This is a genomic window from Streptosporangium sp. H13245, assembly GCF_055690525.1.
Genome location: NZ_JBSZKT010000001.1, coordinates 544603 through 569574, shown reverse-complemented (window position 1 = coordinate 569574; position 24972 = coordinate 544603). Strand labels below are relative to the sequence as shown.

At 69.8% G+C, this 24972-nt stretch carries 27 protein-coding genes; 8 read left to right on the top strand and 19 right to left on the bottom strand.

All coding sequences use genetic code 11. The features are described from left to right. Positions 1 to 254: 254 nt before the first annotated feature. The gene (locus ACW9TB_RS02755) at positions 255 to 1022 is read right to left on the bottom strand and encodes an alpha/beta fold hydrolase (protein WP_472746297.1); all 768 of its coding nucleotides are present in this window, start codon (positions 1020 to 1022) and stop codon (positions 255 to 257) included. A 139-nt stretch (positions 1023 to 1161) separates the two neighbouring features. Between ACW9TB_RS02755 and ACW9TB_RS02750 the strand changes: the two genes are divergently transcribed. Then, a complete protein-coding gene (locus ACW9TB_RS02750) occupies positions 1162 to 1659 on the top strand; it encodes an AAA family ATPase (RefSeq protein ID WP_472746296.1) in 498 nt (165 codons plus the stop codon). 15 nt (positions 1660 to 1674) lie between these two features. Here the strand turns inward: ACW9TB_RS02750 and ACW9TB_RS02745 are convergent, their stop codons facing one another. The 5 genes from ACW9TB_RS02745 to ACW9TB_RS02725 all read right to left on the bottom strand — a co-directional run bounded on the left by ACW9TB_RS02745 (position 1675) and on the right by ACW9TB_RS02725 (position 5061). Beyond that, positions 1675 to 2238, bottom strand: a complete 564-nt coding sequence (locus ACW9TB_RS02745; RefSeq protein WP_472746295.1) for a GNAT family N-acetyltransferase — start codon at positions 2236 to 2238, stop codon at positions 1675 to 1677. 149 nt (positions 2239 to 2387) lie between these two features. Further along, on the bottom strand, positions 2388 to 2936 hold the full coding sequence (locus ACW9TB_RS02740; protein WP_472746294.1) for a nuclear transport factor 2 family protein: 549 nt from the start codon (positions 2934 to 2936) through the stop codon (positions 2388 to 2390). Between the two features lie 190 nt (positions 2937 to 3126). Beyond that, on the bottom strand, positions 3127 to 3561 hold the full coding sequence (locus ACW9TB_RS02735; RefSeq protein ID WP_472746293.1) for an SgcJ/EcaC family oxidoreductase: 435 nt from the start codon (positions 3559 to 3561) through the stop codon (positions 3127 to 3129). A gap of 4 nt (positions 3562 to 3565) precedes the next feature. Then, positions 3566 to 4543 carry a helix-turn-helix domain-containing protein gene (locus ACW9TB_RS02730; RefSeq protein WP_472746292.1) on the bottom strand — a complete coding sequence of 326 codons (978 nt, stop codon included), beginning with the start codon at positions 4541 to 4543 and terminating at the stop codon, positions 3566 to 3568. Between the two features lie 215 nt (positions 4544 to 4758). Continuing rightward, positions 4759 to 5061: a helix-turn-helix domain-containing protein gene (locus ACW9TB_RS02725; protein ID WP_472746291.1), complete on the bottom strand. Its 303-nt coding sequence runs from the start codon at positions 5059 to 5061 to the stop codon at positions 4759 to 4761. Positions 5062 to 5127: 66 nt separating this feature from the next. Here ACW9TB_RS02725 and map point away from each other — a divergent pair, with 66 nt between their 5' ends. Together map and ACW9TB_RS02715 are read left to right on the top strand one after the other, a co-directional pair. Then, positions 5128 to 5910, top strand: a complete 783-nt coding sequence (map, locus tag ACW9TB_RS02720; RefSeq protein ID WP_472746290.1) for a type I methionyl aminopeptidase — start codon at positions 5128 to 5130, stop codon at positions 5908 to 5910. A gap of 198 nt (positions 5911 to 6108) precedes the next feature. After that, complete coding sequence (locus ACW9TB_RS02715; RefSeq protein WP_472746289.1) at positions 6109 to 6612, top strand: SMI1/KNR4 family protein; 504 nt, start codon at positions 6109 to 6111, stop codon at positions 6610 to 6612. A gap of 112 nt (positions 6613 to 6724) precedes the next feature. Here the strand turns inward: ACW9TB_RS02715 and ACW9TB_RS02710 are convergent, their stop codons facing one another. The 6 genes from ACW9TB_RS02710 to ACW9TB_RS02685 form a co-directional block, all read right to left on the bottom strand. Then, positions 6725 to 7036, bottom strand: coding sequence for a hypothetical protein (locus ACW9TB_RS02710; RefSeq protein ID WP_472746288.1), 312 nt, complete (start codon positions 7034 to 7036; stop codon positions 6725 to 6727). 296 nt (positions 7037 to 7332) lie between these two features. Beyond that, positions 7333 to 8751 (bottom strand): amidase, encoded by a 1419-nt coding sequence (locus ACW9TB_RS02705; RefSeq protein WP_472746287.1) that lies wholly within the window; start codon positions 8749 to 8751, stop codon positions 7333 to 7335. Between the two features lie 320 nt (positions 8752 to 9071). Beyond that, on the bottom strand, positions 9072 to 10040 hold the full coding sequence (locus tag ACW9TB_RS02700; protein ID WP_472746286.1) for an NAD(P)-dependent alcohol dehydrogenase: 969 nt from the start codon (positions 10038 to 10040) through the stop codon (positions 9072 to 9074). Positions 10041 to 10070: 30 nt separating this feature from the next. Continuing rightward, positions 10071 to 10340 (bottom strand): hypothetical protein, encoded by a 270-nt coding sequence (locus ACW9TB_RS02695; RefSeq protein WP_472746285.1) that lies wholly within the window; start codon positions 10338 to 10340, stop codon positions 10071 to 10073. Then, the gene (locus tag ACW9TB_RS02690) at positions 10341 to 10691 is read right to left on the bottom strand and encodes an ArsR/SmtB family transcription factor (protein ID WP_472746284.1); all 351 of its coding nucleotides are present in this window, start codon (positions 10689 to 10691) and stop codon (positions 10341 to 10343) included. A gap of 131 nt (positions 10692 to 10822) precedes the next feature. Further along, positions 10823 to 12328: a DUF1349 domain-containing protein gene (locus tag ACW9TB_RS02685; RefSeq protein ID WP_472746283.1), complete on the bottom strand. Its 1506-nt coding sequence runs from the start codon at positions 12326 to 12328 to the stop codon at positions 10823 to 10825. 146 nt (positions 12329 to 12474) lie between these two features. On the opposite strand from ACW9TB_RS02685, the gene ACW9TB_RS02680 reads away from it, so the two are divergent. Both ACW9TB_RS02680 and ACW9TB_RS02675 read left to right on the top strand, forming a co-directional pair. Next, positions 12475 to 13851 (top strand): sensor histidine kinase, encoded by a 1377-nt coding sequence (locus tag ACW9TB_RS02680; protein ID WP_472746282.1) that lies wholly within the window; start codon positions 12475 to 12477, stop codon positions 13849 to 13851. Further along, complete coding sequence (locus ACW9TB_RS02675; protein WP_472746281.1) at positions 13848 to 14522, top strand: response regulator transcription factor; 675 nt, start codon at positions 13848 to 13850, stop codon at positions 14520 to 14522. Before ACW9TB_RS02680 ends, ACW9TB_RS02675 begins: the two co-directional genes overlap by 4 nt. A 47-nt stretch (positions 14523 to 14569) precedes the next feature. Here the strand turns inward: ACW9TB_RS02675 and ACW9TB_RS02670 are convergent, their stop codons facing one another. Then, the gene (locus ACW9TB_RS02670; protein WP_472746280.1) at positions 14570 to 15529 is read right to left on the bottom strand and encodes an NHL repeat-containing protein; all 960 of its coding nucleotides are present in this window, start codon (positions 15527 to 15529) and stop codon (positions 14570 to 14572) included. Between the two features lie 456 nt (positions 15530 to 15985). On the opposite strand from ACW9TB_RS02670, the gene ACW9TB_RS02665 reads away from it, so the two are divergent. Beyond that, entirely contained in the window at positions 15986 to 16837 is an 852-nt protein-coding gene (locus tag ACW9TB_RS02665) for a DUF72 domain-containing protein (RefSeq protein ID WP_472746279.1), read from the top strand. Positions 16838 to 16849: 12 nt separating this feature from the next. On the opposite strand, the gene ACW9TB_RS02660 is transcribed toward ACW9TB_RS02665, so the two are convergent. The 3 genes from ACW9TB_RS02660 to ACW9TB_RS02650 form a co-directional block, all read right to left on the bottom strand. Continuing rightward, the gene (locus tag ACW9TB_RS02660; RefSeq protein WP_472746278.1) at positions 16850 to 18340 is read right to left on the bottom strand and encodes an MFS transporter; all 1491 of its coding nucleotides are present in this window, start codon (positions 18338 to 18340) and stop codon (positions 16850 to 16852) included. Between the two features lie 75 nt (positions 18341 to 18415). Then, positions 18416 to 18904 carry a MarR family winged helix-turn-helix transcriptional regulator gene (locus tag ACW9TB_RS02655; RefSeq protein WP_472746277.1) on the bottom strand — a complete coding sequence of 163 codons (489 nt, stop codon included), beginning with the start codon at positions 18902 to 18904 and terminating at the stop codon, positions 18416 to 18418. Between the two features lie 80 nt (positions 18905 to 18984). Continuing rightward, the gene (locus ACW9TB_RS02650; RefSeq protein WP_472746276.1) at positions 18985 to 19884 is read right to left on the bottom strand and encodes an aminoglycoside phosphotransferase family protein; all 900 of its coding nucleotides are present in this window, start codon (positions 19882 to 19884) and stop codon (positions 18985 to 18987) included. 169 nt (positions 19885 to 20053) lie between these two features. Here ACW9TB_RS02650 and ACW9TB_RS02645 point away from each other — a divergent pair, with 169 nt between their 5' ends. Then, on the top strand, positions 20054 to 21019 hold the full coding sequence (locus tag ACW9TB_RS02645; RefSeq protein WP_472746275.1) for a serine hydrolase domain-containing protein: 966 nt from the start codon (positions 20054 to 20056) through the stop codon (positions 21017 to 21019). Positions 21020 to 21113: 94 nt separating this feature from the next. Here ACW9TB_RS02645 and ACW9TB_RS02640 read toward each other — a convergent pair whose 3' ends face one another. The 3 genes from ACW9TB_RS02640 to ACW9TB_RS02630 form a co-directional block, all read right to left on the bottom strand. Further along, complete coding sequence (locus ACW9TB_RS02640; protein WP_472746274.1) at positions 21114 to 21359, bottom strand: hypothetical protein; 246 nt, start codon at positions 21357 to 21359, stop codon at positions 21114 to 21116. Between the two features lie 147 nt (positions 21360 to 21506). Continuing rightward, positions 21507 to 22388, bottom strand: a complete 882-nt coding sequence (locus tag ACW9TB_RS02635) for a L,D-transpeptidase family protein (protein ID WP_472746273.1) — start codon at positions 22386 to 22388, stop codon at positions 21507 to 21509. Between the two features lie 362 nt (positions 22389 to 22750). Next, positions 22751 to 23683, bottom strand: coding sequence for a GNAT family N-acetyltransferase (locus ACW9TB_RS02630; protein WP_472746272.1), 933 nt, complete (start codon positions 23681 to 23683; stop codon positions 22751 to 22753). A gap of 751 nt (positions 23684 to 24434) precedes the next feature. Between ACW9TB_RS02630 and ACW9TB_RS02625 the strand changes: the two genes are divergently transcribed. Then, entirely contained in the window at positions 24435 to 24800 is a 366-nt protein-coding gene (locus ACW9TB_RS02625; RefSeq protein WP_472746271.1) for a hypothetical protein, read from the top strand. The last annotated feature ends 172 nt before the right edge of the window (positions 24801 to 24972 follow it).

Here is a 24972-nt window from a genome sequence, read left to right as displayed (position 1 = left end):
GTTCCCATCTCCCGAATAAGGCTAGATGTACGCCTTGAGCAGGAGATATATCTTTTTGTGGCACTTGAAGAGATATGGGGCTTGAGTGGTGGAAGTAGTGGTGTGAAAGCGCACAGAGTTTTCCCTGATAGTCCCCGGCACTCCCACATGGCCGATGCGCGTCCTGTCCGTCGTTCGGTCCCGCGGTTCTTCGAAGGTCGTCTTTTCGGGCTCACCCGCTAGGCGTATCGGGAGGACGCCGTTGCGGGGCGACGTCAGAGAACTTCGCGTAGGCGGGCGGCGAAGGCGCGGGGGTGGGTGGTGTTGCCGTTGTGGCCGCCGGGAAACTGATGCGGTTCGATGTCGAGCATGTCCGCCAGCGTGAAGGCGCACTTGTTGTCGAAGACGGTGCGCGGGGTGGTGCGACCGGCGACCGGCACGATGCGGGTCTGGGTGTCGGTGAGCGCGGCGACGTCGAGGGTGTCGCGGATGATCGCGGTGAAGTCGTGCTCGATGAAGAAGTCGAAGTCGCGCACCCGCTGGGGGGTCATCGGCTGCGGGGTGAGGCCGGGTTCGGCGTCGGGGTTGGCGGGGTCGATGCCGAGCACCTCGGCGATCGCTTCGAAGGTCGCGGCCAGGCCGTGGCGGCGGTGGATCCGCTGGATGCGCGCGAGTTCCCGCTCGTGGTGGACGCGCTGGTCGGCGGGGAGCAGCCGCGGGGTGACGGGCTCGTGGGCGACGAGCGTGCCGATCTGGCCGGGGTGGTCGACGGCCAGATGGAACCCGATGGAGGCGCCGAGACTGCAGCCGAGCATGAGCACCGGCCTGTCGGTGAGGGTGGCCAGCAGCCGGTGCACGTCGTCACCGAACCGGACTCCCGCGACCGCCGCCGTCTCCTCATCCAGCCCGCACCCGAGGCCTCCGACCGGGTGAACGAGGTCAGGTCGGCCCCCGTCGACACCGCGCTGGCGGCAGTCCTGGACACCGACGACCCGCGACGGGTCGCCGAGATCGTCACCCTCCTCGACGAGCTCGCGCGACACCTCACCCCGCGAGCACTCACCCGCCTGCGCGGTGGACCCGAACGCGGATGGCCGGAGACGGAAACCGCCGTGACACCGAGCCGTCGGCGGCCCGGAAAAAATCGATGACGATATTTAGGGGTTCGGTTATACTCCGGCGATGGGCATCAGAAACTATTTGATTGAAGGAGTTTCCTGCACCGGCAAGACGTCGGTATGCAAAGAATTGCGGCGGCGCGGCTATCATGCCATCAACGGTGACACGGACCTGGCTTATCAGGGCGATCCGGAAACAGGCAGGCCGACGAGTGACCTGGGGCACGAGAACCACATCTGGCCGGTAGGCAAGGTGAGGGCGTTGGTTGCCGACCGGGGTGAGGCGGTAACGTTCTTCTGTGGTGGTTCCAGGAACTTTTCCCAGTTCATCGATTTATTCGACGGCGTTTTCGTCCTGGAAATCGACCTCGACACGCTGAATCAGCGGCTTGACCGGCGGCCGGCGGATGAGTGGGGCGGCAAACAGGCGGAACGGGAGCTCATCGTGCGACTGCACCGCACGAGAGAGGATATTCCGAAAAACGGCACCCCAATCGACGCCACCGCACCGCTCGCGCACGTCGTCGACGAGATCGTTCGTCGAACCGAGGCCAATGAATAGTCACAACGCGGCTGCTCACAGGGGGAGATCGCGGCGCCATCTGTACAGGGTGATGTCGTGGCCCCCGCGTTCAAAGGTGATCGGCTCATCGTCGGCCATCTGAAAGCCGGTGGCCCGCGCCACCGCGACGCTTGCCGCGTTCGCCGGATCGATTCGTAGAACCAGGCCGCGCATCCCGAGTGAGGTGCGGGCGTGGTCGGCCATCAACTCGACAGCGCGAGCCGCCAGCCGCGCTCCCCGGTGCCGGGCGCCGACGGCGTAGGCGAGTTCGGCCACACCGGGCTCGTCGGCCATCCGAAAGAGCAGCACTTCTCCCTGTGCCTCACCACCGTCCCTGGTGATCGCGAGTTGTATGCCGCGATCAGTGGCCCGCGCTCTCCGCGACCGGGACAGATACTCCTGGGCGGCGTCGACGTCGAACGGCGAACGTAGCGGAGTCCAGTGAGCGACCTGCGGTTCGTCGAAAAGGGCGACCATGACGGGCAGGTCCTCGTCGGTCCACTCGCGTAGGTGAATCCCGAAGCCCGACAGTTGGATATCGAGAGGAAATCGATCTTCGGTACCGTCCAGCGCCGTCATGACGTTGATTCTGCGTGAGAACGCGTCTTGCGATCAAGGACTCGGAGACTTCCCGGGCCGGGACGCCGCCTCGCCCGGGTGAGTGTTCCCACCCGGGCGAGGCGGCGTACGCCAGGAGGCCCTAGGTCGCCAGTCGAAGTCAGTCGAAGTCAGTTGAAGACGGTGTCGGCCGGGAGGCCGGACTGGCTCAGCACGTCGGCCCGGTTGTAGTAGTCGTCGTTCGCCACGATCTTGTTCCCGCGCATCTTGAGGATGGTGGCGGCGGGCACGGAGAACGGCTTGGGCGCCCCGGTCAGGTGCCCGCTGAACGTCCAGCTGATCGCCACCTGGCCGTCGTCGGCGAACGCGCTGCTGACCTTGACCTTGGCGTTCCCGACGAACTGCTTGGTGACGGCCGCCCACTGGGCGACCCCGTCGCGGCCCTTGAAGGTCTGGCCGAGGGCGTGGTCGCTGTAGCGGCCGTCGCCGGTGAACAGGGCGGCCAGACGCTTCGGGTCCTTGCTGTTCCACGCCCTCTCCCAGGCGATGGCGATCGCGGGCTTCCCGTGCTGCCAGTGCGGGCCGGCCTTCTCGGCCGACGCGAAGGAGGAGCGGCCGGGCTGCTGGGAGCTGTCGGCAGCCGCACCGGTCGTCCCGGCGATGCCGGTCACGGCAGCGGCGGCGATGACAATGGCGACGGAACAGCGGATGATCTTCATTGTTTCTCCAGGGGGAAGCATTGGCTGGTGTGCGTGGGCGTCGGGTGACGACCACGTGGAAAGGCCCCTGCCGCAGCCGCTGATCGGGGGATGCGGGGGCGGATTCCTCCACCGGCTGGAGGTGTTGGGACCTGCCTGACCCCAATACCTCGAACATTCGTGGTCACATCTCGCGCACAGCGGATCTCCGCTATCCGGCGGTCAGGGTCTCCAGGGCGGCCATGCCCTCCAGGGAGAGCACGCGTGCGTTCTCCAGGGCTACGACCACCCAGCGGTCGTCTCGCCACACCATGACGAAGAGCTGCATGGAGAAGCGCGTCGGCGGCGGCTCCTCCTCGCCCGGCATGAGGATGCCGACGCGGCCGTGGAGCACGCCGACGCCCGGAGCGACGATCCGGGCGAACGGTACCTCGCCCCGGACGAGCCGCGAACCTTTCATCACCGTGCCGAGGAGTGCCTCGTGCGCCGCGATCATCTCCGCGCGGCTTCGGTGGATGGTTCCCTCAAGCTCCGCGAACAGGGCGTCCTCGGCGAAGTCGGCGAAGAAACCGGCGGCGTCCCCGCGGTTCCACGCCTCGTGCATCCGGCCGGGAACGGCGCTCATCGCCTCGACCGACTGTTCCATACGATCACCCTTCCGTGATGTGTGCGCCTCCATCCTCGCCGGGCCGGCCGACGAGCGCCTTGACTGTCCGTGCACGGTTACTGGACATCAGCGCCGCCGCGTTGTAGCCGTACGTCGCCTTGAAAAGCCTGCTGAAATGCGCCGGGTCGGCGAATCCCCAGCGCGCGGCGACAGCCGCGACCGTCCGGCCGTCTCGCGCCAGGTCGGCGCGGCACCGCTCCAGCCGCCGCTGGCGGATCAGGGCCGCCACCGTCAGTGGCTGGTCCTCGAAGAGCTTGTGGAGCCGACGTACGGAGATGTGGTGGGCCGCGGCGATCCCGGCCGGGACGAGATCGCGGTCGGACAGCCGCGCCTCGATGTAGCCGAGAACGCGGTCGCGCAGCACCTGGTCGGGGACCGGGCGCACGTCGCCCAGCTGGGCCTCCAGCGCCACCGAGATCAGCTCGATCACCGCGGCCGCCGACCGGTCCGCCTCGTCGGCGCGGAACCCGGTCAGCGACCGGGCCATGTCCCGCGCCAGCGAGGACACCAGGGCCGCCGGGCCGTGATCGCCTCTGATGCGTACACCGGCCAGGCGGTCGGCGTCACCGGGGCGGAGCCGCAGCTCCCGCCGGGGCACCAGCATGGTCACGTGCGTGGAGGCGGTACTGGCGAACTGGACCGGCCGGGCCGGGTCGATGAGGACCAGGTCGGCCGGTGAGAGATCGGCGGTGCCGCGGCCCTGCTCGACGCGCGCCCGCCCCCGCGCCATCAGGTCGATCTGCCACAGCCCCTCGTCGTCGGCGCGGGCGCAGCGGGCGTCCCGGAAACACTCGCCCTCGGGCGTGACCAGCTCGATCAGCCGGAGAGGCCCGAGGGTGCGGGCCACGACGCGGGCCCGGAACTCCCCCGTCTCGTGCCGCCCGCTGAGCACGGGCGCCAGCCCGCTGGCCGCGAGCGTCCGCTGGAATGCGTCGATGTCGGTGTCGGTGTCGGTGAACACCATTCCACAGTAGGGCGGCCGGAGGTCGACCGGGCAGCGGTACGCCGACTTGGGCTGTCTCCCGCCGCGCCCGGACCGGATGACGGCACCCGGCCCGGCGCGTGCGCGTGACGGTTTTCCGGAGGCGACGGGATGGCCGGACGCGACTGCCAGGGCGAAACGCGCTTGCCGGGACAGCGGGACGACGTGCCCCGGCGCAGCCGCGGGACCGAGACCTACGAGGCCAGCCGCTCACGTGCGTTCTGACCGGAGCCGGTCGGTTCGGCGTCGTGTTCGGGCCGGTTGATCTCGGCCCACACCGTGTCGAGGGAGAGGCCGAGGACATCGGCGATCGCCGCGATGGTCGGGAAGGCGGGGGTCGCCACGCGGCCCGTCTCGATCTTCCGGAGGGTCTCCGGTGAGACGCGTGCGTTGAGCGCGATTTCGAGCATCGAGCGTTCTCCCCTGGCGAGACGCAACAGGGCGCCGAGACGCTGTCCGCGCTCGACCTCCGCGGGTGTGAGCGGCAGTCTGACCATGGGGCCGATTCTAGTACCGGGATAATATGGCCGGTATAGTTATTGGATACGTGAGAAGGGCGCCGCATGATCGAGATCCTGAACCCCGCCGAACTGGCCCGAGCGAAAGAGACGGGCGCCCTGGTCGCCGACATCCTGCAGACGCTGAGGAGCCGCAGTGCGGTCGGCACGAACCTCCTGGACGTCGACCGGTGGGCCAAGGGCATGATCATCGAGGCTGGGGCGCAGTCCTGCTACGTCGACTACGAGCCGTCCTTCGGACGCGGGCCGTTCGGCCACCACATCTGCACGTCCGTCAACGACGCCGTACTCCACGGGCTGCCGTACGACTACGCGCTCGCCGACGGCGATTTGCTGACACTCGACCTCGCCGTCTCCACAGGGGGAGTCGCCGCGGACGCCGCCATCAGCTTCATCGTGGGCGACGCGAAACCCCCGGAGAGCGTCGCGATGATCAGCGCGACCGAACGCGCGTTGAGCGCGGGGATAGCCGCCGCCGGGCCCGGGGCCCGCATCGGCGACATCTCCCATGCCATCGGCTCGGTCCTCAGCGAGGCGGGGTATTCGATCAACACGGAGTTCGGGGGGCACGGCATCGGATCGACGATGCACCAGGGCCCGCACATCTCGAACACCGGAAGGCCGGGCCGTGGCTACAAACTGCGCCCCGGGCTGCTGCTAGCGCTGGAGCCCTGGGTCATGGTCGACACCGCCGAGCTCGTCACCGACACCGACGGGTGGACGCTCCGAAGTGCGACGGGCTGCCGGACGGCACACAGCGAGCACACGATCGCCATCACCGACGACGGAGCCGAGATCCTCACCCTGCCGACGCGGGCGCGGCCGTGAGGTCGAAGGCACACCCGCCCCTGTGAAGTTGTCTCGCGTCAACGCCGCGCTGGCTCCTCGGCACCGTCACCGCGGCCTCGGCTCGCGTCAACGCCGCGTTGGCTCCTCGGCACCGTCACCGCGGCCTCGGGTGGCCTTTCGATGTCGGTGGCTTCTGCTGTGATGAGCGCGACATCACCGATGCGTGAGGAGTGCCCCGTGGACCGTACCGCCTGGAAGTCGTTCCTGGAGCGCTGGAACGAGGATCTGCTCGCCACGGATCGGAGACCGTACTCGTCGCTGAACAAGCCGGTCACCGACGACTGGTTCGGGTTTCCACCGGCCTCCGCCGAGCAGGTGGCGGCGGCGGAGGCGCGGCTGGGGTGCGTGCTGCCGCCGTCGTTTCGTGAGTTCCTGCTGGCCAGTGACGGCTGGCAGCAGGCGGGATACTTCGGGGGCGAGGTGCGCGGCACCGGCGACCTCGGGTGGCTGCGTGACCTGGACCCGACCAGGGCCGAGGGGTCGGCCCTCACGCGGGTGCTGATGATCTCGGAGGAGGCGGACGCGGGGGTGCTGTTCCTCGACCCGGACGACGTCGACGAGCACGGAGAATGGGCCGCCTACGAGATGTTCTCCTGGGCGGGCGAGGTGCCGAGGCACGGTTCCTTCGCCGAGTTGATGCGCGACCTGTACGCCGGGTTCCACGACCTGGACGTCCCGTAGGGCCGGACCCGGCGCGCGCAGGGGTGGCCCCGGTAGGCGACGGGCGCGGTCATCGCTCATCTCGATGGGAGCTCTTCGTGAGAAGCGCGGCGGCCGGCCCGCCGTACCCGTGTCAGGGGAGGGGGCGCGCGTCCGTGCCGTAGCTCAGGCGGTCGATCCACCACGGCCCGCAGCTCGCCACGCTCCACTGGCCGCTGTTGGTCGTCACCCAGCCGCCGTCCCTGCGGCCGTTGACGCACTGAACCCACGCGCGGAACTCGTAGGCGGGGCCGCTCGTCGCGCATCGGGCGGAAAACGAGTTCTGACCGAAGGCGTACTCACAGTCGTTGACTCCTGCCGACGCCGGGTTCAGCACGCTCGACCCGACGCTGACGGCTCCCACCGCGAGCACGGTCGCGGCGAGGACACGCAGGGTTCTTCTCATACCCTCTCCTAGCACTGGTGACAGCTGGCCGTTTCACGTTCCGTACACCCCGGTTCGCGCCTTACTTCGGGGATGTTCAGTGGAGGGAATTCTTAGGAAACTTTCTTAAATGAAAGATACGTGCCAGCCGGAGCGCGTCAACCCCGCGCGTACCGGCGACCTCATTTCCCCAGGATGACCGGGTAGGTCCACCGGGCTGGGCGTTAGGGCGCGACCGCCATACGGCTGGACTCTCCCCGGCGTGAGGGAGCGGGCCCGCCCTCTTCGAGGAGAGCGGGCCCGCGAAGCCGCCTCGCTCAGCGCCTCCCGACGAAGAGCCCGGGGGTTCTGTCCTTCCAGGGCATGGCCTGTTCCAGGTGGGCGGCGACCCTGAACAGCAGGTCCTCCCGGCCGTAGGCGGCGACGATCTGCACCCCTATCGGCAGCCCGCTGGCGCTGTGGCCCAGCGGCAGGCTGATCGCGGGCTGACCGGAGACGTTGAACACCATGGTGAACGGGCCGTAGTCGAAGATCGAGGTCAGCCAGCTCGTCAGGGTGTGATCGGGGTCGTCGTACCGCAGGGTGCCGTGAGGCGCCGGGAGCCGTCCCAGCGTCGGGGTGACGAGCAGGTCGTACTCGGTGAAGAACGCGCCGACCGAGCGGGTCACCCGGTTCTGCGCGCCGAAGGCTGCCATCATGTCCAGCGCGCTGTACTCCCTCGCCACCCGCAGAAGCCGCCTGGAGACGGCCTCCAGCCTGGCCGGGTCGGGTCGCCTCGGGGCCATGAGCAGAGGGGAGGCGATCGCGACCGCTTCGGCCACCGTGCTCCGCATGACGTCGTCCCAGTCGACCACCGGGCTCGCGTCGGTGACGGTGTGACCCGTCTTCTCCAGCACGCGGCCGACCCGGACCGCCGCCGCGGCCACCTCGCCGTCCACCACCGCGCCCGACCACGCCCTGGTGGTCACGGCCACCCGCAGCGGGCCGGGGGCGATCCCCAGCTCGTCGGCGTACCGGCCGCGCGGAGGCGGCGCGGTGTACTTGTCGCCGACACCGGGACCCTGGACGGCGTCCAGGAGGTGCGCGGCGTCGCGGACGGTGCGCGTCAGCCCGAACTCGTACGCCATCCCGAGCATCGGTTCTCCCAGGTCGGGCCCGCACGGGACCCGGCCCCGGCTCGGCTTGAGCCCGACCAGCCCGCAGCAGGAGGCCGGGATCCGGATGGACCCGGCTCCGTCGCTGCCGTGCGCGACGGGTACGGCACCGGCGGCGACCAGGGCGGCGGCGCCACCGCTGGATCCGCCCACGCCCCGCTCGGGATCCCACGGGTTGCGCGTCGGCCCGTGTTTGACCGACTCGGTGGAAAAGCTGATCACCATCTCCGGCACGGTGGTCAGGCCCAGGGTGACCAGGCCCGCGGCCCGGAAGCGCGCCATGAGATCGCTGTCGTGCCCGCTGACGATGCCCGGCAGGCTCCGGCTCCCGAGGAAGAACGGAACCCCCTTCGCCACCGGCCCGTGGTCCTTGATCAGAAACGGCACCCCGGCGAACGGCCCGTCGTCGGCGTGGTCGAGCGCCGGAGAGAACACCGGCAGGGCGAGGCCGTTCACCTCCGCGTTCGCCGCCTCCAGGGCCTGCCGGGCGACGGTCTCGACCTCCTTCGCGGTGACCTCGCCGGAGCCGATCAGCTTCCGGAGTCCGACACCGTCATACCTCGCGTACTCGTGGATTTCCATGTGAGAGGTCCTCTTCTCGGCGTCCTCGACGCCTGCACATCGATCACAGTCGGCTCCGTTACCGGACCTTCGTCGTCCGGACGGGTGAGCGGCGCGCGGTCAGGCCGGGGCGCCGCTGACAGTGAGCAGCCTGAATCGGGGCGGTGGTCTCCACACCGGGCCTGTGGCTCCGGGAACCGTCCCCTACCAGTGATCGAGGTGTTACTACGCTCGCGACATGAGGGCCATGCTGACAGCGGCCGTTCCCCGCTGTCGACCGAATTACGATCCGTGGTCCCCCCTCGCGTCGCGGGGACCCGGCCCGGGGGGCCTCACGTGGTTCACATGGTGATGACGACCTTCGCCCGCGCGTGCTCCTCGCCGAAGTAGCGCATCGCCTCGGGGACCTCGCTCAGCGGGTAGGTCCTGTCGATCGCCGGTGTGACCTGCCCGGACTCGACCAGCTCCTTGAGGTCGGCGAGGTTCTTCTGGCTCCGCGTCGCCGTGTACGGGCGCAGGCTCTGCCGTACGAACGGCGACAGCGCCATCGCCCTCACGAGCCGGCCAATCGGCCCGAACCACTTGCCGCCTTTCGAGCTGGCCAGGACAAGGGTCCCCCGGGGGTTCAGCGCGCGCCTGCAGTCGGACAGCGAGTGACTGCCCGCCAGGTCGAAGATGAGGTCGTAGCGTCGGCCGCCCCTGGTGAAATCCTCCCGGGTGTAGTCGACGACATGGTCGGCACCGATCGAGCGGACCAGCTCCAGGTTCCTCGTGCTGCACACCCCCGTCACCTCCGCCCCGAACGACTTGGCGATCTGTACGGCGAAGGTGCCCACCCCTCCCGACGCCCCGTTGATCAGGACCTTCTGCCCCCGCTTTATCCCGCCACGGTCGCGGAGACCCTGCAGCGCGGTGTTCGCCGAACAGGGCATCGCCGCCGCCTGCTCGAACGTCAGATTGGCCGGCTTCAGGCCGGGCAGGTTCTCGGTGACGCGGACGTACTCGGCGAAGCCTCCGCCGGCGACCTCGACGTACACCTCGTCGCCCGGCTGGAACCGCGTCACGCCTTTGCCGACGGCCTCGACCTCCCCGGCGATGTCCCGGCCGAAAACCCTCCGCTTCGGCCCGCGCAGCCCGAACGCCAGGCGGCCCAGATACGGCAGACCCGTCATGGTCACCAGGTCGCCGTGGGCCACCGACGCCGCGCGGACGCGCACCAGGATCTCGTTGTCGCCGGGCACCGGTTTGTCGACCTCACCGAGCCTCAGAACGTCGGCGGAGCCGTATCTCTCATGGACGATCGCCTTCATCGTGTTCTCCTCGAACGTTGGGGTGCGTGTTCATTCGACGGTTCGCAGGATCTGCTCGATCGACGCCGCGCGCGATCGCACGTCGGAGAGGTCGGCCGACATCCGCTGCTGGGCGTCCATGGTGTTCTCGGCGAGTTGCTCGTATCGGCGTACGAGCTGGCGCAGGTCCTCCTGGACGGCGTCGGAGGTCTTCAGCTTGAGGTACTCCAGGACCGTCGCCGAGATGCCGATGAGCAGGATGAGGGCCAGGAGTGACAGGCCCAGGATCAGGACCGTGCCCGGCCAGGTCGTCGTGTCCATTCAGGGCTGCTCCTTGGGTGCGGGACCCTTCTCCGGGTCCGATCGGGTGAGGGTCCTGACCGACTCGGCCACGGTCGAGGCGGTCAGGCGCAGGTGGAAGTCCGTGACCTCGTAGTACTTCATGGCTTTGCCGTCCTCCGAGAGCTCAAGGCTGCCGACGACCAGCCCGGCCGCCTCCAGCCGCTGCAGGTGCATGTGCAGGAGAGGCCGGCTGATCCCGATGTCGCGGGCCAGGTGGCTCACGTAGTCACGCCCGTCGGCGAGCCTCGCGACGATGCGCAGCCGCAGCGGGTTGGCCAGTGCCGCGAGCATCACGACCAGTTCGTCGCCGGTCGGCACGGCCCCTGTCATGATGCTCCTTCACCTGTAAGAAACTTCTTACAGGTGAAATGTAGCGCATACACCACGAATCTGGCCAGAGCCCTTTGGGTGAGGGCTCCGGCTCGGGCGTCGTGGCGGGGACCTGGCTCGTGTCCCTCCTCTCAGGCGGGGCGGCGTAGCCGGAAGCGGGCCAGGGCGAGGACGACCGCGGTGTAGCCGCAGAGCACGGCGAACCCGGCCCACCAGGCGAGCGGGTAGTAGCCCCCGGACGGCGCGTAGTGGGCGACCACCTGCGGGTACTCGTGAACGGTCTGCTTGACGGCGAAACCGGCGGCGGGGGTGAGGCGGAGCAGCCACCTGGCCGTCTCGTCGGGCAGAAGCGGCACGGCCGCCAGGAGGTACGGGAGGACGACCACCGAGACCGCGAGGAGGATCGCCGCCCAGGTTCGCCGCAGCAGCGCGCCGAGGGCGAGCGCGAGGACGGCGGCGATCGCGAGCAGCGCCGCGACGCCGACGACGACCCGCAGTCCCGTGAGGGCCGGGACCGGGATGACGCCGAGGCCGTTGGCGCGCAGGACCCCGGGGCCGAACGGCACCACGACCGCCGCGGTGACCAGCCCGGCCAGGAAGGCGACCGCGCCGACCACGAGGGCCTTCGCCGCCAGCGTCCGGCCGGTGGGGGGCGCGACGCCGGTCACGAACCGCACGGCCACCGCCAGCACGATGATCAGGCTGATGACCAGGCCGACGAGGGTACTCTCCACGGCGTGGCCGCCCTCGGCACCGGCCGGTCCGATGTCGCCGGTTCCGGTGACGGTGAACGCGCCGTCCGACTCGACGAGCCCGGCCGCCCGGTGGTACTTCTCCCAGTCGGTGTGGCCCATCTCGCCCACGCTGCCCCGGCTCCATTCGCCGGTGGACGCGCCGGTGGACGCGCCGCCCTCCAGGCCGATGTGGTCGAAGGTGGCGGTGGCCTGGGTGAAGCGCGACGCCGGGAGGCTTCCGCCGAGGGCGACGGGCGTGAGCGTCAGGTCACCCGGGGACGCGACGAAGAGCCCGACCCGTACCGTTTTGGGCAGCGCGGTGAGGTGGGCGGTGCCGACCTTCGTCCATCGGGTGCCGTCGGCGGACTCGTGGCCGGTGATGGTATCGCCGGAGCGGGTCAGGCGCAGCCAGCGCGGTGTTCCCGCCGAGACGCCGCCCGCGCGACCGGCCGTGTCGTGGACGTAGTCGTGCTGCATCCGTACGCCGTGCGAGCCCGTGAGCATCAGCGCCGCGTAGGAGGAGCCCTGCGTGGTGCCGTCCTTGATGATCACACCGGCCTTCGCCCAGGGTACGAGGCCGGGGACGATCTCGTCGTGGTCGGGCGGCGGGTAGGTGATGATGCCCGTCATGGACGTCACGCGGACGGTGATGCTGCCGTTCTCGCCCATGGGCCGGTGGACGAAGTAGAACGTGTCACTCACCGCCTGGCCGTCCGGCCCGGCCGGATCGGTGGGACAGGGGACCTCTATCGGGCCGTGGCTGCAGTGGGAGCCGCTGCCGAGCGTGATCGCGTAGAGCAGCCCGGACAGGACGGTGACGAGGATCGCGGCCACCATGGCGATCACCCGGCCCCGGGTGCGGAACGCGGTCCATTCCCGCCGCACCTGTGCGGTCAGGGGCAAGGGTGGCTCGGTGGTTGCTTCGTGGGTTCTTCGCACGGGTCCGGTTCTACGGATCCGGCCATAACACGGCCCGAACCACCCCTGTCACACCGCTGTTAGGTCGGGCACCGCATCCTGGAGGTCCGCACGCGAACGGGAGAGGACCGATGAGCAAGCCGCGACGCCCCACACCACCGAGGCGGACAGTACGGCAGCGTTTCACCATCCTGTACGCCGTCCTGTTCCTCCTGTCCGGCGTGGGGCTGCTGGCCCTCACCAACCTGCTGGCCACCGGAATGAGCGCGACCCAGCCGGTGCCCGGCCAGCACCCTCCCGTTCAGGAACCCGGCCTCACCCACGCCCAGGAGCGCGTCCACCAGCTCGAAGCGCAGCTCTCGGGCGTCCACGCGGTCCAGTCGCGCCAGCTCCTGGTGGGCTCGGTGATCGCGCTGGTCGTGATGGCGGCGATCTCGTTCCCGCTGGGCAGGGCCGTGGCCGGACGGGTGCTGCGCCCCCTGCGGACGATCACCTCGGCGACACGGCGGATCTCGGCCGAGAACCTGCACGAACGGCTGGCCGTACCGGGCCCCGCCGACGAGGTCAAAGACCTCGCGGACACCATCGACGGGCTGCTGGAACGCCTGGAGGCGTCCTTCGCCGCCCAGCGCCGATTCGTCGCCAACGCCTCCCACGAGCTGCGGACCCCGCTGACGACCATGAGGGCGTCACTGGACGTGGCCGTGGCCAAGCCCCGGCCGGTGCCACCGCAGACGCTGGCGCTCGCCGACCGGCTGCGTACCGAACTCGACCGGGTCGACAGCCTTCTGGAAGGCTTTCTCGACCTCGCCCGCGCGCGGCACGGCGAGTTCCGGGACGGCGTCCCGGTCTCGCTCGGCACCCTGGCGTCCGAGGCGCTGACCGCCCGCGCGACGGACATCGCGGAGCGGAACCTGACCGTCGAGATCCACACCGGGGACGCTGTATGGACCCGGGACACCGCACAGACCGAGGACACCGCACAGACCCGGGACACCGTACGGACCGGGGACCCCGCACGGACTGGGGACGACGCACGGACCCAGGACGCCTTACGTATCCGGGACGCCGCGTGGATTCGGGGCACCGCGTGGACCCGGGGCAGCCCGGTCCTGCTGTCCCGCATGGTGGACAACGTGATCGACAACGCGGTCGTCCACAACCGGCACGGTGGCTCGATCCGGCTTGTGACCAGCACCGGGAACGACTCGGTGCGGCTGGTCGTGGAGACGGACGGGCCGGTTCTCGACCCGGCCCAGGTCGCCCGGCTCGCCGAGCCCTTCCGGCGGCTCGCCGCCGACCGGACCGGTTCCGAGACCGGTTCCGGCCTCGGCCTGTCGATCGTCGAGGCCGTCGTCAGCGCGCACGACGGCGTACTGGCCCTGGACGCCGGGCCGGAAGGCGGCCTGCGCGTCACCGTGTCGCTGCCGCCGGAGCCAGCACCGGAAAGCCAGGAAAGCCAGGGAAGCCCGGAAGACCCGAAGGATCCGGAAGGTGGTGTCGCGTGAGGATCCTGGTGGTGGAGGACGCGCGCCCGCTCGCCGAGGTCCTGGCCGAGGGCCTGCGGGACCAGGGCATGGCCGTCGACGTCGCCCACGACGGCCTGGCCGCCGCGGCGAAGCTCGATCTCAACGCGTACGACGTGGTGGTCCTCGACCGCGACCTTCCCGGAATCCACGGCGACACCCTCTGCCAGATGATCACCGAACGGGACGGCCGCGCGATGGTCCTGATGCTGACCGCGGCCGGTTCTCCGGGGGACCGGGTCAGCGGCCTCACCCTGGGCGCCGACGACTACCTCGCCAAGCCCTTCCACTTCCCCGAACTGGTCCTGCGCGTCCACGCCCTGGCCCGCCGACGGCCGTCCGCCCGCGCGCGGACACTGCGCGCGGTCGGAATCGAGCTCGACCCGGTACGCCGTACGGCCACCCGTGACAGCCGGAAACTCGACCTCTCGGTCAAGGAGTTCGCGCTCCTCGAAACCCTCCTGCGCGCCAGCCCCGCCTTCCTGAGCGCCGAGGACCTCCTCGAACAGGTCTGGGACGAGAACGCCGACCCGTTCACCAACACCGTCACCGTGACCATCGGAAGGCTGCGCCGCAAGCTGGGGAGCCCGCCGATCATCACGACGACCCCCGGAGTGGGGTACCGCATCGCCGACCCCGACGACGAGGCGTAGCGCGCCCCGGCGAGCCAACGGCGCCGGGGCGGCCACGAAAGGGACGATCAGTGACGCTTGACGGCCACCACGTTGTACGGGGTCGTCGGGGTGGGGGTCGTGGTGAAGCGGGCGTTGGGGAGGTAGAGGCGGTCGCGGAAGGACGCGACAGTGGTGGGGACGTCGAAGCGGCCGTCCACGAGTTTGCGGACCACCTTCCCCGACGTGGCGGAGCGGTTCAGGGAGAGGGAGGTCAGGGTGTTCAGGCGGTTCTGCACGACGTAGAGGGTGCGGCCCTCCAGCAGCAGGCCGTCACCGTTGGCCAGGGACTCGGTGCCGATGTCCACCAGGGTGGCGACGCCGGTCGAGGGGTCGACGCGGAACAGCTTGCCGGTGTTGGACTGGACGACGAGCAGGGCCCTGCGGTCGGGGGTCTGGGCGATGCCGTTGGCGTTGTTGCCGGTCGTGTAGACGATGTCCCCGCTCAGCGGCACCTTCACCGCCTCGGCCGGCAGCGACCCCCCGCGCCCGAACGGCAGCTTGTACAGCACGGGGTTGGCCGAGTCGGTGAAGTACGCCGCGTCGCGGGTGAGCACGACGTCGTTGACGAACGCGGTGCCGGTGGCGAGCTGGTAGCTCGCGAGGACCTTGCCGGTGCGGGTGTCGATCACGCGGGCGTTGCCGCCCGTGCCACCGGCGACGAACAGCCGCTCGCGCGCGTCGACCTTGAGGCCGAGCGACGGCGTGCCCGGACCCGTGCTGATGATCCGGCCCTTGCCCGTGCGCAGGTCGGCCCGGTAGATCGAGCCGGTCCCGCGCGAGCCGAAGTACGCGGCCGGACCCGGGCCGATGGCGATCCCCTCCGGCTGGAACCCCTCAGGAAGGGAGAACTCGGTGGGATAGGCCGACCTGTCCGAGGCGGCGGAGGTCGTGGACACCTCGGCCCTGGACCCGGTCTCGGCCGCCACCGCGGGCGGGGCCGCCACGAGTACGGCCAGGAACCCTGCTACGAGAAATGGCGCCTTCATCAAGGAACATCCCATCTGTCGCGAATGCGATGGTCTACCGGAATGCCCGCCTGGGCAATGGATCTAACGTACGACGCCCGGTTGTAGTGCTCCCGTAAAGCCGCGCTCGTCCGGCCCGCGTCCGGTGACGTCGGGACGGGGCTGTTCAGGGGCGGCCGGTGGTTTTTCTCGTGTAGCGGTGACAACGTACGACGCCCGGTTTAAAGCCGCGTCCGGCTCGCGTCCGGTGATGTCAGAGCGGGGCCGTTCAGGGACGACCGGTGACTTCTCTCGCGTAGCGGTGACAGGGAACGGGGATCCGCCCGGTGCCGACCGACGCGGAGTAGTCGAACTCGCACTCCGTCCGGGGTGTCGCTCCCGCCGTCCTCGGGCCGGGGAGGATCTCACCACCCCGCTGTCCGGCCCCGGACGCGTTCGGTTCACTCTCTTCCGTCGTCCTTGGATAGCGTCGAGGTCATGCGGCTTCATGTGGGATGCGCGATGTGGACCCTCAAGTCATGGCAGGGGCGTTTCCTGCCCCACCCGCTCCCTCCGGGGGAGCGCCTGCGGTCCTACGCGACCTGGTGCAACGCGGTGGAGGGCAACACGACGTTCTACGCGACACCGGCGAGGAATACGGTGGAGTCGTGGGCGCGGCAGACCACACCCGACTTCCGCCTGGTGGTCAAGCTGCCCAAGTCGATCACGCACGAGGGCCGCCTCACCGGCGTCGACGAGGAGGTCCGGTCGTTCCTGGAGACGATCGAGCCACTCGGGCCGCGAGCCCACGCCCTCTGGATCCAGCTGCCGGGATCGTTCGCCCCGACCGACCTCGGCACCCTGGCCGGGTTTCTCCGCCGTCTTCCCCGCTCGCACAGGTACGCCGTCGAAGTGCGCCACCGCGCGTTCTTCGACGACGTACGATCCGCGCGGCTTCTCGAAGGGGTTCTCACCGGTGTCGGCGCCGAGTGGGTGCCCTTCGACACCACGACCCTCTTCCGTAACCCCCCGGCCAGCGACGCCGAACGGGAGGCGTGGTCGAAGAAGCCGCGCATGCCGCGCCGCTCGGTCGCCCTCACCGACCGTCCGATCGTCCGCTACCTGGGCCGGGACGACCCGGCGAGCACGGTTGAAGGCTGGCAGCACTGGCTCGGCACGGTCGCCGACTGGCTGCGCGAGGGCCGCTCGCCGACCGTGTTCATCCACACCCCCGACAACGCCGACGCGCTGACGCTCGCCCGTCGTTTTCACGACGACGTACGGGCCCTGGTGCCGGAGGTCGAGCCGCTGCCCGAGCCGATGCCCATCGAGCCGCTGACCCTCTTCTGACCACGGGGGTGGTCAGGTGGTTTCCGGCTGGGCCGCCGGTGTGGCGGGGGTGGCGTCCGGGGCGGCGGTGTCCGGCCTGGGCTGCCGCAGCACGGTGAGCGCGACGGTGAAGGCGGCCAGGAGCAGGGCGGTGGCGATGCCGAAGGCCAGGTGGTAGCCGCCGGTCAGCGCGGACGCCTCGCTCTCTCCCGCCGAGAGTAGTTCCTCGGTGCGCCAGGCGGCCAGCGTGGACAGTACCGCGACGCCGACGGCCATGCCGATCTGCTGGGTGGTGTTGAACAGCCCGGACGCCAGGCCCGCGTCGTCGGCTCTGGCGCCGGACATGCCGAGTGTGGTCAGTGCCGGGAGCACCAGCCCGGCACCCGCGACGAGCAGCATCACCGGGAGCAGGTCGGTGACGTAGTTCGCGTCCACCGGTACGCGGGTGAGCCAGCCCATCGCCCCGGCCAGGAGCGCCAGGCCCACCAGCAGGACGGCGCGTTCGCCGAAGCGGGTGTTGAGCCGGGCGGAGAGGAACAGGGAGATGCCGCCGATGGCCACCGCGGCGGGAAGCATCGCCAGACCGGTGTCGAGGGCGCCGTAGCCGAGGACCTTCTGCATGTAGAGCGCGACGATGATCTGGAAGGCGAACATGGCCGACATCGCCAGGATCTGCACCAGGTTGGCGCCCGAGACGTTGCGCGAGCGGAGGATCCGCAGGGGCATCAGCGGGGTTTCCGCGGTCGCCTGGCGGATGACGAACGCGGCCAGCAGGGCGAGCGAGAGCGCGCCGAGGCCAAGGGTGTGCGCCGCGAGCCAGCCGTACTCCTCGATCTTGACCACGGTGTAGATGCCCAGCATCAGGCCGCCGGTGACCAGCACGGCGCCGATGACGTCGGCTCCGGCGGCGAGCCCGATCCCGCGCTCGCCCGGCACCGCCCGGATCGCGAGCGCGATCGTGGCCAGCCCGATCGGCAGGTTGATGAAGAAGATCCAGTGCCAGCTGAGCGCGTCGGTGAGGACCCCGCCCAGGACCTGGCCGATCGAGGCCCCGGCGGCACCGGTGAAGCTGAAGACGCCGATCGCCTTCGCACGTTCCCCGGGTTCGGTGAACAGCGTCACCAGAATGCCCAGCACGACCGCGGAGGCCATCGCGCTGCCGACGCCCTGGAGGAACCGGGCGGTGATCAGCAGGCCGGGCCCGGTGGACACTCCGGCCAGCAGCGACGCGGCGGTGAAGACCACGTTCCCTGCCAGGAACATGGTCTTGCGGCCGATGAGGTCGCCCAGCCGCCCGGCCAGGAGGAGCAGCCCGCCGAAGGCGATCAGGTAGGCGTTGACGGTCCAGCTGAGCCCGGCGGGCGAGAAGCCCAGGTCCGCCTGGATGGCCGGCATCGCCACGGTCACGATGCTGCCGTCCAGGATCGTCATCAACATCGCGGCGGACAGTACGGCGAGCGCGAGCCAGCGCGACGGGGGCGTGGCGGTGCGGGGTGGCTGAGGGGAAGGTGCGGTGTGCGACATGGGGCCGCCTCCTGTTCGAAGGGGAACAGGAGAGACCGTAGCAGATGGTTTTGTTGTAGACGATCCTCTATGGATTTACTTTGTGCGCTGCCGTGCCCGCCGGATCCCCTGCGGCGCCTCCGCGGGGACGGCCAGATGCCCCGTCACCAGCCGGTTCATAGCCCGTACGAGCACCTCGGCCTCGTCTTCCGGCAGCGAGCCCAGCGCCGCCCTGTGCACACCGTCGACGATCTCCTGGCTCTGCCGTGCGACCTCCGCGCCCTTCTCGGTGACCGCGATGATCCTGGCCCGCCGATCCGTACTGGACGGGCGGCGCTCGGCGAGACCCGCCTTCTCCAGGGCGTCGACCGTGACCACCATCGTGGTCTTGTCCATGTCGCCGAGCTCGGCGAGCTGGATCTGCGTGCGCTCCTCCTCCAGGGCGTGGACCAGCACGCAGTGCATGCGCGCCGTCAGCCCGATCTCGGCGAGCGCCGCCGCCATCCGGGTCCTCAGGACATGGCCGACGTGGTCCAGCAGGAACGACAGGTCCGGCTGGGTACGGGCGGGTGCCATGGCGGTCATGCCCTCCACCATAGCCAACCGGTACCGTTCTGGATTATCCGCAAACGGATGCATCCACCGGGGAGAGCTGGTCACATGGCTTATGTGGCGTTCTCGTGCTCGGTGAGGACCTCGTGGATCACGTGCCGCGCGTTCGCCGCGAAGACCGGGTTCGTGTCCCGGTAGTACGGGAGCGCGATGAGGGCGATGGCCAGGGCCCGGCCGCGCCCGCGTGCCCAGGTCGCGTCGTCGACCCGGAGGGCCGCGCGGAAGTCGTCGCGCACGCCGGCCGGGAGGAGGTTCCACGCGACGATCAGGTCGCAGGAGGGGTCTCCCACGCCCGTGGTGCCGAAGTCGATGACGGCACCGAGCCGTCCCCGGACGAGCAGCAGATTCCCGGGCATCAGATCGGAGTGGATCCAGACGGGCGGGCCCGTCCACTCGGGGGCCTTGAGGGCGAACTCCCACGCCGAGGTCGCCAGGTCGGTGTCGATCATCCCGCGCAGGTCGTCGGTCGCGATGCGCGCCGGGGCGTCCAGCATCGCCAGCGGCCCGCCCCGGTACGCGGGCGGCCCGTCCGGGAGGTCGATCCGGCGAAACGCGGCGACGAACGCCGCCAGATCCTCCGCGAGCGGGCCCGGCTCGGCCAGGTGACCGGCGGACGGGTTCTCACCGTCGAGCCAGCGGTAGACCGACCAGGGCAGCGGATACTCCTCGGTGGGCCTCCCCGCGCCGAGGGGGACGGGAACGGGCACCGGGAGCAGCGGGGCGAGCCTCGGCAGCCACCGCAGGTCCTTCTCGACCTGCGCCGCGGAACCGGCCCTGCGGGGCAGGCGTACGGCCATGTCGTCGCCGAGCCGGTAGATGGCGTTGTCCGTGCCGGAGGAGTCGAACGGCTCCACGGGAAGGTCCGCCCACCGGGGGAACTGCGTGGCCACCAACCGGCGGACAAGAGGGACGTCGTGCTCCATCTCATCCGCATGCATCCTGGCGGCGCGCATGAAAACCTTCCTGACCTGGAGCGGGACCGTCGCACGAGGAGAAGGGGGCGACGGGACTGGGGACCGGGCACCGTGGGGAACACGCCTCCGGCCGACATCCAACGGTGACCACCGGAGGTTTTCCCCACCGGCTTGATCCTGACACGGTGGCAGGACGTAGAACAGGATTATGAGCAGTGACACATTCACCGACCGTCTCGCCCTGGCCGTGGAACAGGGCCGGGTGCCCGACCTCCACGCCGTGGTCGCCGTCCGCCACGGCCGGGTGATCCTTGAGCACTACGGCGAGGGCGAGGACTTCAGATTGAACGAGCCGCTCGGCCGGGTGCGCTTCACGCCCGACACGCTCCACGACGTCCGCTCGATCACCAAGAGCGTCGTCGGTCTCCTGTACGGCATCGCCCTGGCCGACGGCCGGGTGCCGGAGCCGCGCGAGCCGCTGCTGCGGCACTTCCCCGAGTATCCGGACCTCGCCGAGGATCCCCGGCGCGCCGCGCTGACGGTCGAGCACGCGCTCACCATGACGCTCGGCCTGGAGTGGGACGAGAGCGCCCCCTACACGAGCGCGGCCAACGACGAGGTCGCGATGGAACTGGCCCCCGACCGTTTCCGCTACATCCTGGAGCGGCGGATCGTGGACGAGCCCGGCAGCCGATGGTCCTACTGCGGGGGTGCCTCGGCGCTGGTGGCGCGGCTCATCGAGAAGGGCACCGGACAGGGGGTGCAGGACTACGCGCGTGCCAGGCTGTTCGAGCCGCTGGGGATCACGTGCTTCGAGTGGTCGACCGGCGAGGACGGGACGGCCATGGCCGCCTCCGGGCTGCGGCTGACCCCGCGCGGCCTTCTCGCGATCGGGCGGCTCGTGCTCGACGGGGGCGGCGGCGTCGTTCCCTCGTCCTGGCTGAAGACGGCGCTGCACCCGCACGTGCGGATCGACGAGGGTTTCCACTACGGCTACCAGTGGTACTCGGGCGACACGTGGACGGGCGGGCTCGGCAACGGTGGCCAGCGGGTCTACGTGGCGCCCGCGCTGGACCTGGTGGTCGCCATCACCGCCGGGCAGTACAACAGGCCCGAGCAGCCGACCGCCTCGGTCGTGCTCGAAGAGGTGATCCTGGCGGGGACCAGGCCCTGAGACGCGTTCAATCGTCGGACGCGGGCGGTCGCGACCCCCGGGCTTCCCCCTGAGCGGCGGTCGCGTCGGCCCGCCCGGACGCGCGGTCGTACGGCTAAGGATTCTTCGCCCGCGCCCGCTGCGTGATCGTGTTCCTGACGATCCACAGGACGCTCTGGTGAATCGCCACCCCGGCGGAGACGTTGAGCACTCCCAGCGCGGCCGCCATCATCAGTGACCCGTCGAGCCCGATCGCGTCACCGGCCAGGAGCACCGCGGGCCAGAACACGGCGGCGGCGAGGAGAGAGGCCCGCCACCAGCGCCCGAAGACCAGGCCGAACAGGATCATGGTTGGTATCACGATTCACGCCCTTCGGAATGATCTGCCGACATCTTCATCATGACCTCGCGGCACCGGTTCTAAGCCCGTGAGGTCGGTCCGATCGCCGTACCGGCCGGGATTTCCGTGGTGGGAGGCCACTTCCCGGCGCGAGTGCGCCCCCGAGGCTCACCGGCGGCCCCCGCCGTGATCGCCGGTGGAGCGCGAGGAGCGCGAGGAGTCACGGTGCGGTTGGTGTGGAGCTTCGGGAGGCCGCGCCTTGGGAATGCGCGGGCGGCGTTCCGCGCGAGCCTTCTGGCGGCGTTCGGCGGGAGCCTCCGGGCGGCGGACGTACACGGGCCTGCCCGGCTGGAGAAATCGGTAGAGGTCGAGGGCGTTGTGCAGCGGGACCCGGACGCACCCGTGGGACGCGGGGAAACGGGGGACGAGGGTGGAACCGTGGATGGCGATGCCGCCGTTGAAGTAGACGGGGTAGAACATCGCCCCCAGGATCCCCGTGGACCAGCCGGAGACCCGCACCCCCACCCGATAGTCGCCGACCGGGGTCGAGGCGAACCCGCAGTGACCCTTCTCGCAGTACGGTCTGCGGGCACCGGTCGAGATGTGGGTCACCAGCACGGGCTTCCCGTCCCTCCACGCGACGAGGAGCTGACGCCGCAGGTCGATCTCGGTCCTGTCGCGCTCCCCGTACGCCACCAGGGGCCTGACGCGACGGGGGTGCAGGAGGGCCTGCCAGGTCGGCGGGTCGATTCTGTCGACGGGCTTCAACCCGTTCGCCTTCTGGAAGGCCCATACGGTCATTCGCAGGGCGGAGTCGTACGTGGGGCTGAGATTTCCCGGGGGAAATCCCAAATCCCTGAGCCTTTTCTTCGCATTGTGAACCTCGATTCCCCTGCTGCCTGTTTTGAGGGTTGTGAATTGATCCGGGAGGGGGACGTGCCGGGAATCGGGGGTGGGGTCGGCCACGGCGTGCGCGACGCCGAACGGGAGGGTCGTGACCAGGGCGAAGACGGTGCCGGTGACGAGGGAACGCTGAACTGTGCTTCGCATGCTGTGACGTCTATCCGCCGACAGGCGCGATCAATCCTGTGACGTTACTTGCCATTGGGTGAGACTTGTACATCCACATGCGATTCTCGGGTTATCTCGTGGGAGTTTTCCCGAGCAAATATGCATATGTTTCCAGGCGGCTTTATATGGCGATATCCGTGAGACATTTCTGAAACCACTGGACGCGCTCGGCGGGGCTCACCGGGGCGCGGGTGACGGTCGTCCGGTCGGGGGCGCGAGCGACGGTCGCCTGGTCAGGGATGCGCGTGACGGCCGTCCGGTCGAGGGTGTGAGTGGCGGTCGTCCGGTCGAGGGTGTGAGTGGCGGTCGTCCGGTCGAGGGTGTGAGTGGCGGTCGTCCGGTCAAGGGTGCGCGTGACGGTCGTCCGGCCGGGGGCGCGTGTGGCGGGTCGTACGGTCGTCGGCGCGGAAGCCGAGTGTCCCGTACAGCCGCGCGGGCACCGGATACCCGCTGTCCCCCCGAGGGCGGACGATCGCGGTGACCGCCCCGGCCTCCCGGAGCCGGTGCAGCGCGTACAGGCAGGCCGCGCGGGCCAGCCCCATCCGCCGGAAGTCCGAGTGCGTGCCGACCGGCTCTATCTCCCCGACGCCGTTGGCCTCGTCCAGCCAGATCAGGCAGTACGACGCCAGGCGGCCGTCCGGCGCCTCGACGACGCAGTCCAGTTCGCGCCGGTAGGGCCACGCGCCCATGACGTTGCGGTAGCTCTCCTCGGTGACCGAGGAGGGGGCGAACGCCGACCGGTGCACGGCCACCCGGGCGGGCACGTCCTCCTCGCCGCGCACGTGACGCACGACGAAGCCGGGCGGCACCTCCGGCTCCGGCAGGTCGCGCAGGTCGCGTGACATGTGCAGCAGGAAGGGCGCGTCCGCGGGCTCCCGCCGGTAGCCGTGCCGGGACAGGGGCGCGGCGAGCCGCTCCTCGCTCTCCAGGATGGTCACCCCCAGCTCGCCGCCGGTGGTCACACCGCGATACCGGTCGCCGGTGGTCACGCCGTGGAACCAGTCGAGCACCTCGTCCGCCAAACCGGGATGCTCCGGATGCACGAACAGCTCCAGCTCGCCCGGAGGCATCGCCCATCCCCACGCCAGGGTGTCACCGTCGCGCTCCCACAGCGCCGTCGGCCACTCCGGCTCCCGCCCCACGTGCTGGAACCTGCTCCAGGCGAGACCTCCGATGTGCGGCCGGGCGACGGGCCCCCAGGTCGCCCGTACGAGGTCCTGCATCCTGCGCAGGTCGGCGGCGCCACCGTAGGGGCGCACGACGATGTCACTCATCGGTCTCACATCCTTCCCATGGGGCTCCACGGACCGGGCCTCGTGGCCGGACCGCGGACCCACCGAACCGTCGAGTATCCGGGCCGCCGGACGGACGGACGAGCGGGCGGATCACCGGATCCACCGCACCGCGTATTCTTTCGCCGCCCCCTGGGCGGGCGCATCCGAATATTCCCTCTCCCTCTCCGGTGGGCGCGAGCCGGAGTGACCTTTCCGCCCCGCCGTGCGAAGCGCATTGATTCACGTGAAACCGTCGCCGACGGTGGGGGCGGAACTGCCTACCCCCACCATCACCTGGGGTTTTCCTCTCGTGCGCTTCCTTGTCGTCATCAATCTCGCGTCACGTACCCGCTCGGTGATGAGTAGGACCCAGGCGATTCACGCCGGCCAGGACGAAACCTCGGCCGCGTGGTTCCACTCGGGGCGGCCACCGGCCCAACGGCCGTTCCGCTGTCGCCCGAGACCCGCGTACGCCGAGCATGCCCGCGAGGTCGCCGTCATGATGCGATCACCCCTTCGGGCGCGGTCGATCCACGCCGCCGTCCCCCGGGGTTTCTCTGACCCGCACGTTCCGGTCACGTTTTCCGCACTGCCTGAGGCAGTGGCCCGGTGGGTGCCGTAGATGGCACGGGCGGTCAATTACATGGCACGGTCAGACAAGGATTTCCTCTCCGCTTCCATCATTCTTTAGTTCGTGACGAGCCGGGACGGATGGCCAGCCCAAGCGCTCTGTCGACCAAGGGAGTAGAAGATGAGATCGGTGAATCCCCTGCGAGCACCTCTGAAGACGCTGTCGGTACTCGCTGGAATGGGTGCGCTTGTGCTCGCCTCGGCGATGCCGGCCCAGGCGCATTCGCTGAGAATTTTCGATGAGAGCGACTACGCCACCATCGGCTCGGACCACCGATGGGTCGAAGTCTGCGATATGGAGAACGATGGAAACGGCGTGTACGCGAATTTCATAGTGCGAGGGACGACCGGACCGCAGAAGGTGGGTGACGCCAACGGGTCGCAGGGCGGCTGCGGAAACAGGACGTTCAGCGGTGACGTCATCGGCATGTCGCTCTGCGAGGACGTCATCGGTACGGACCGCTGCAAGGTCGGAACCCACGGCTGACGTGTAGGGCCCGCGCATGTGTCATGCGCGGGCCCTACCTACCGCCGGTGATCGCCGTCGCCCGGCCTCCGGCAGGTGGGACGCCGGGCTGGAGCGACAGCACCCTGTCCGCGCGGCGGGTTCCGATCGGGGGCCGTGGGGGATGCGCGGGATCCGGGTGAGTGCCGGTCGA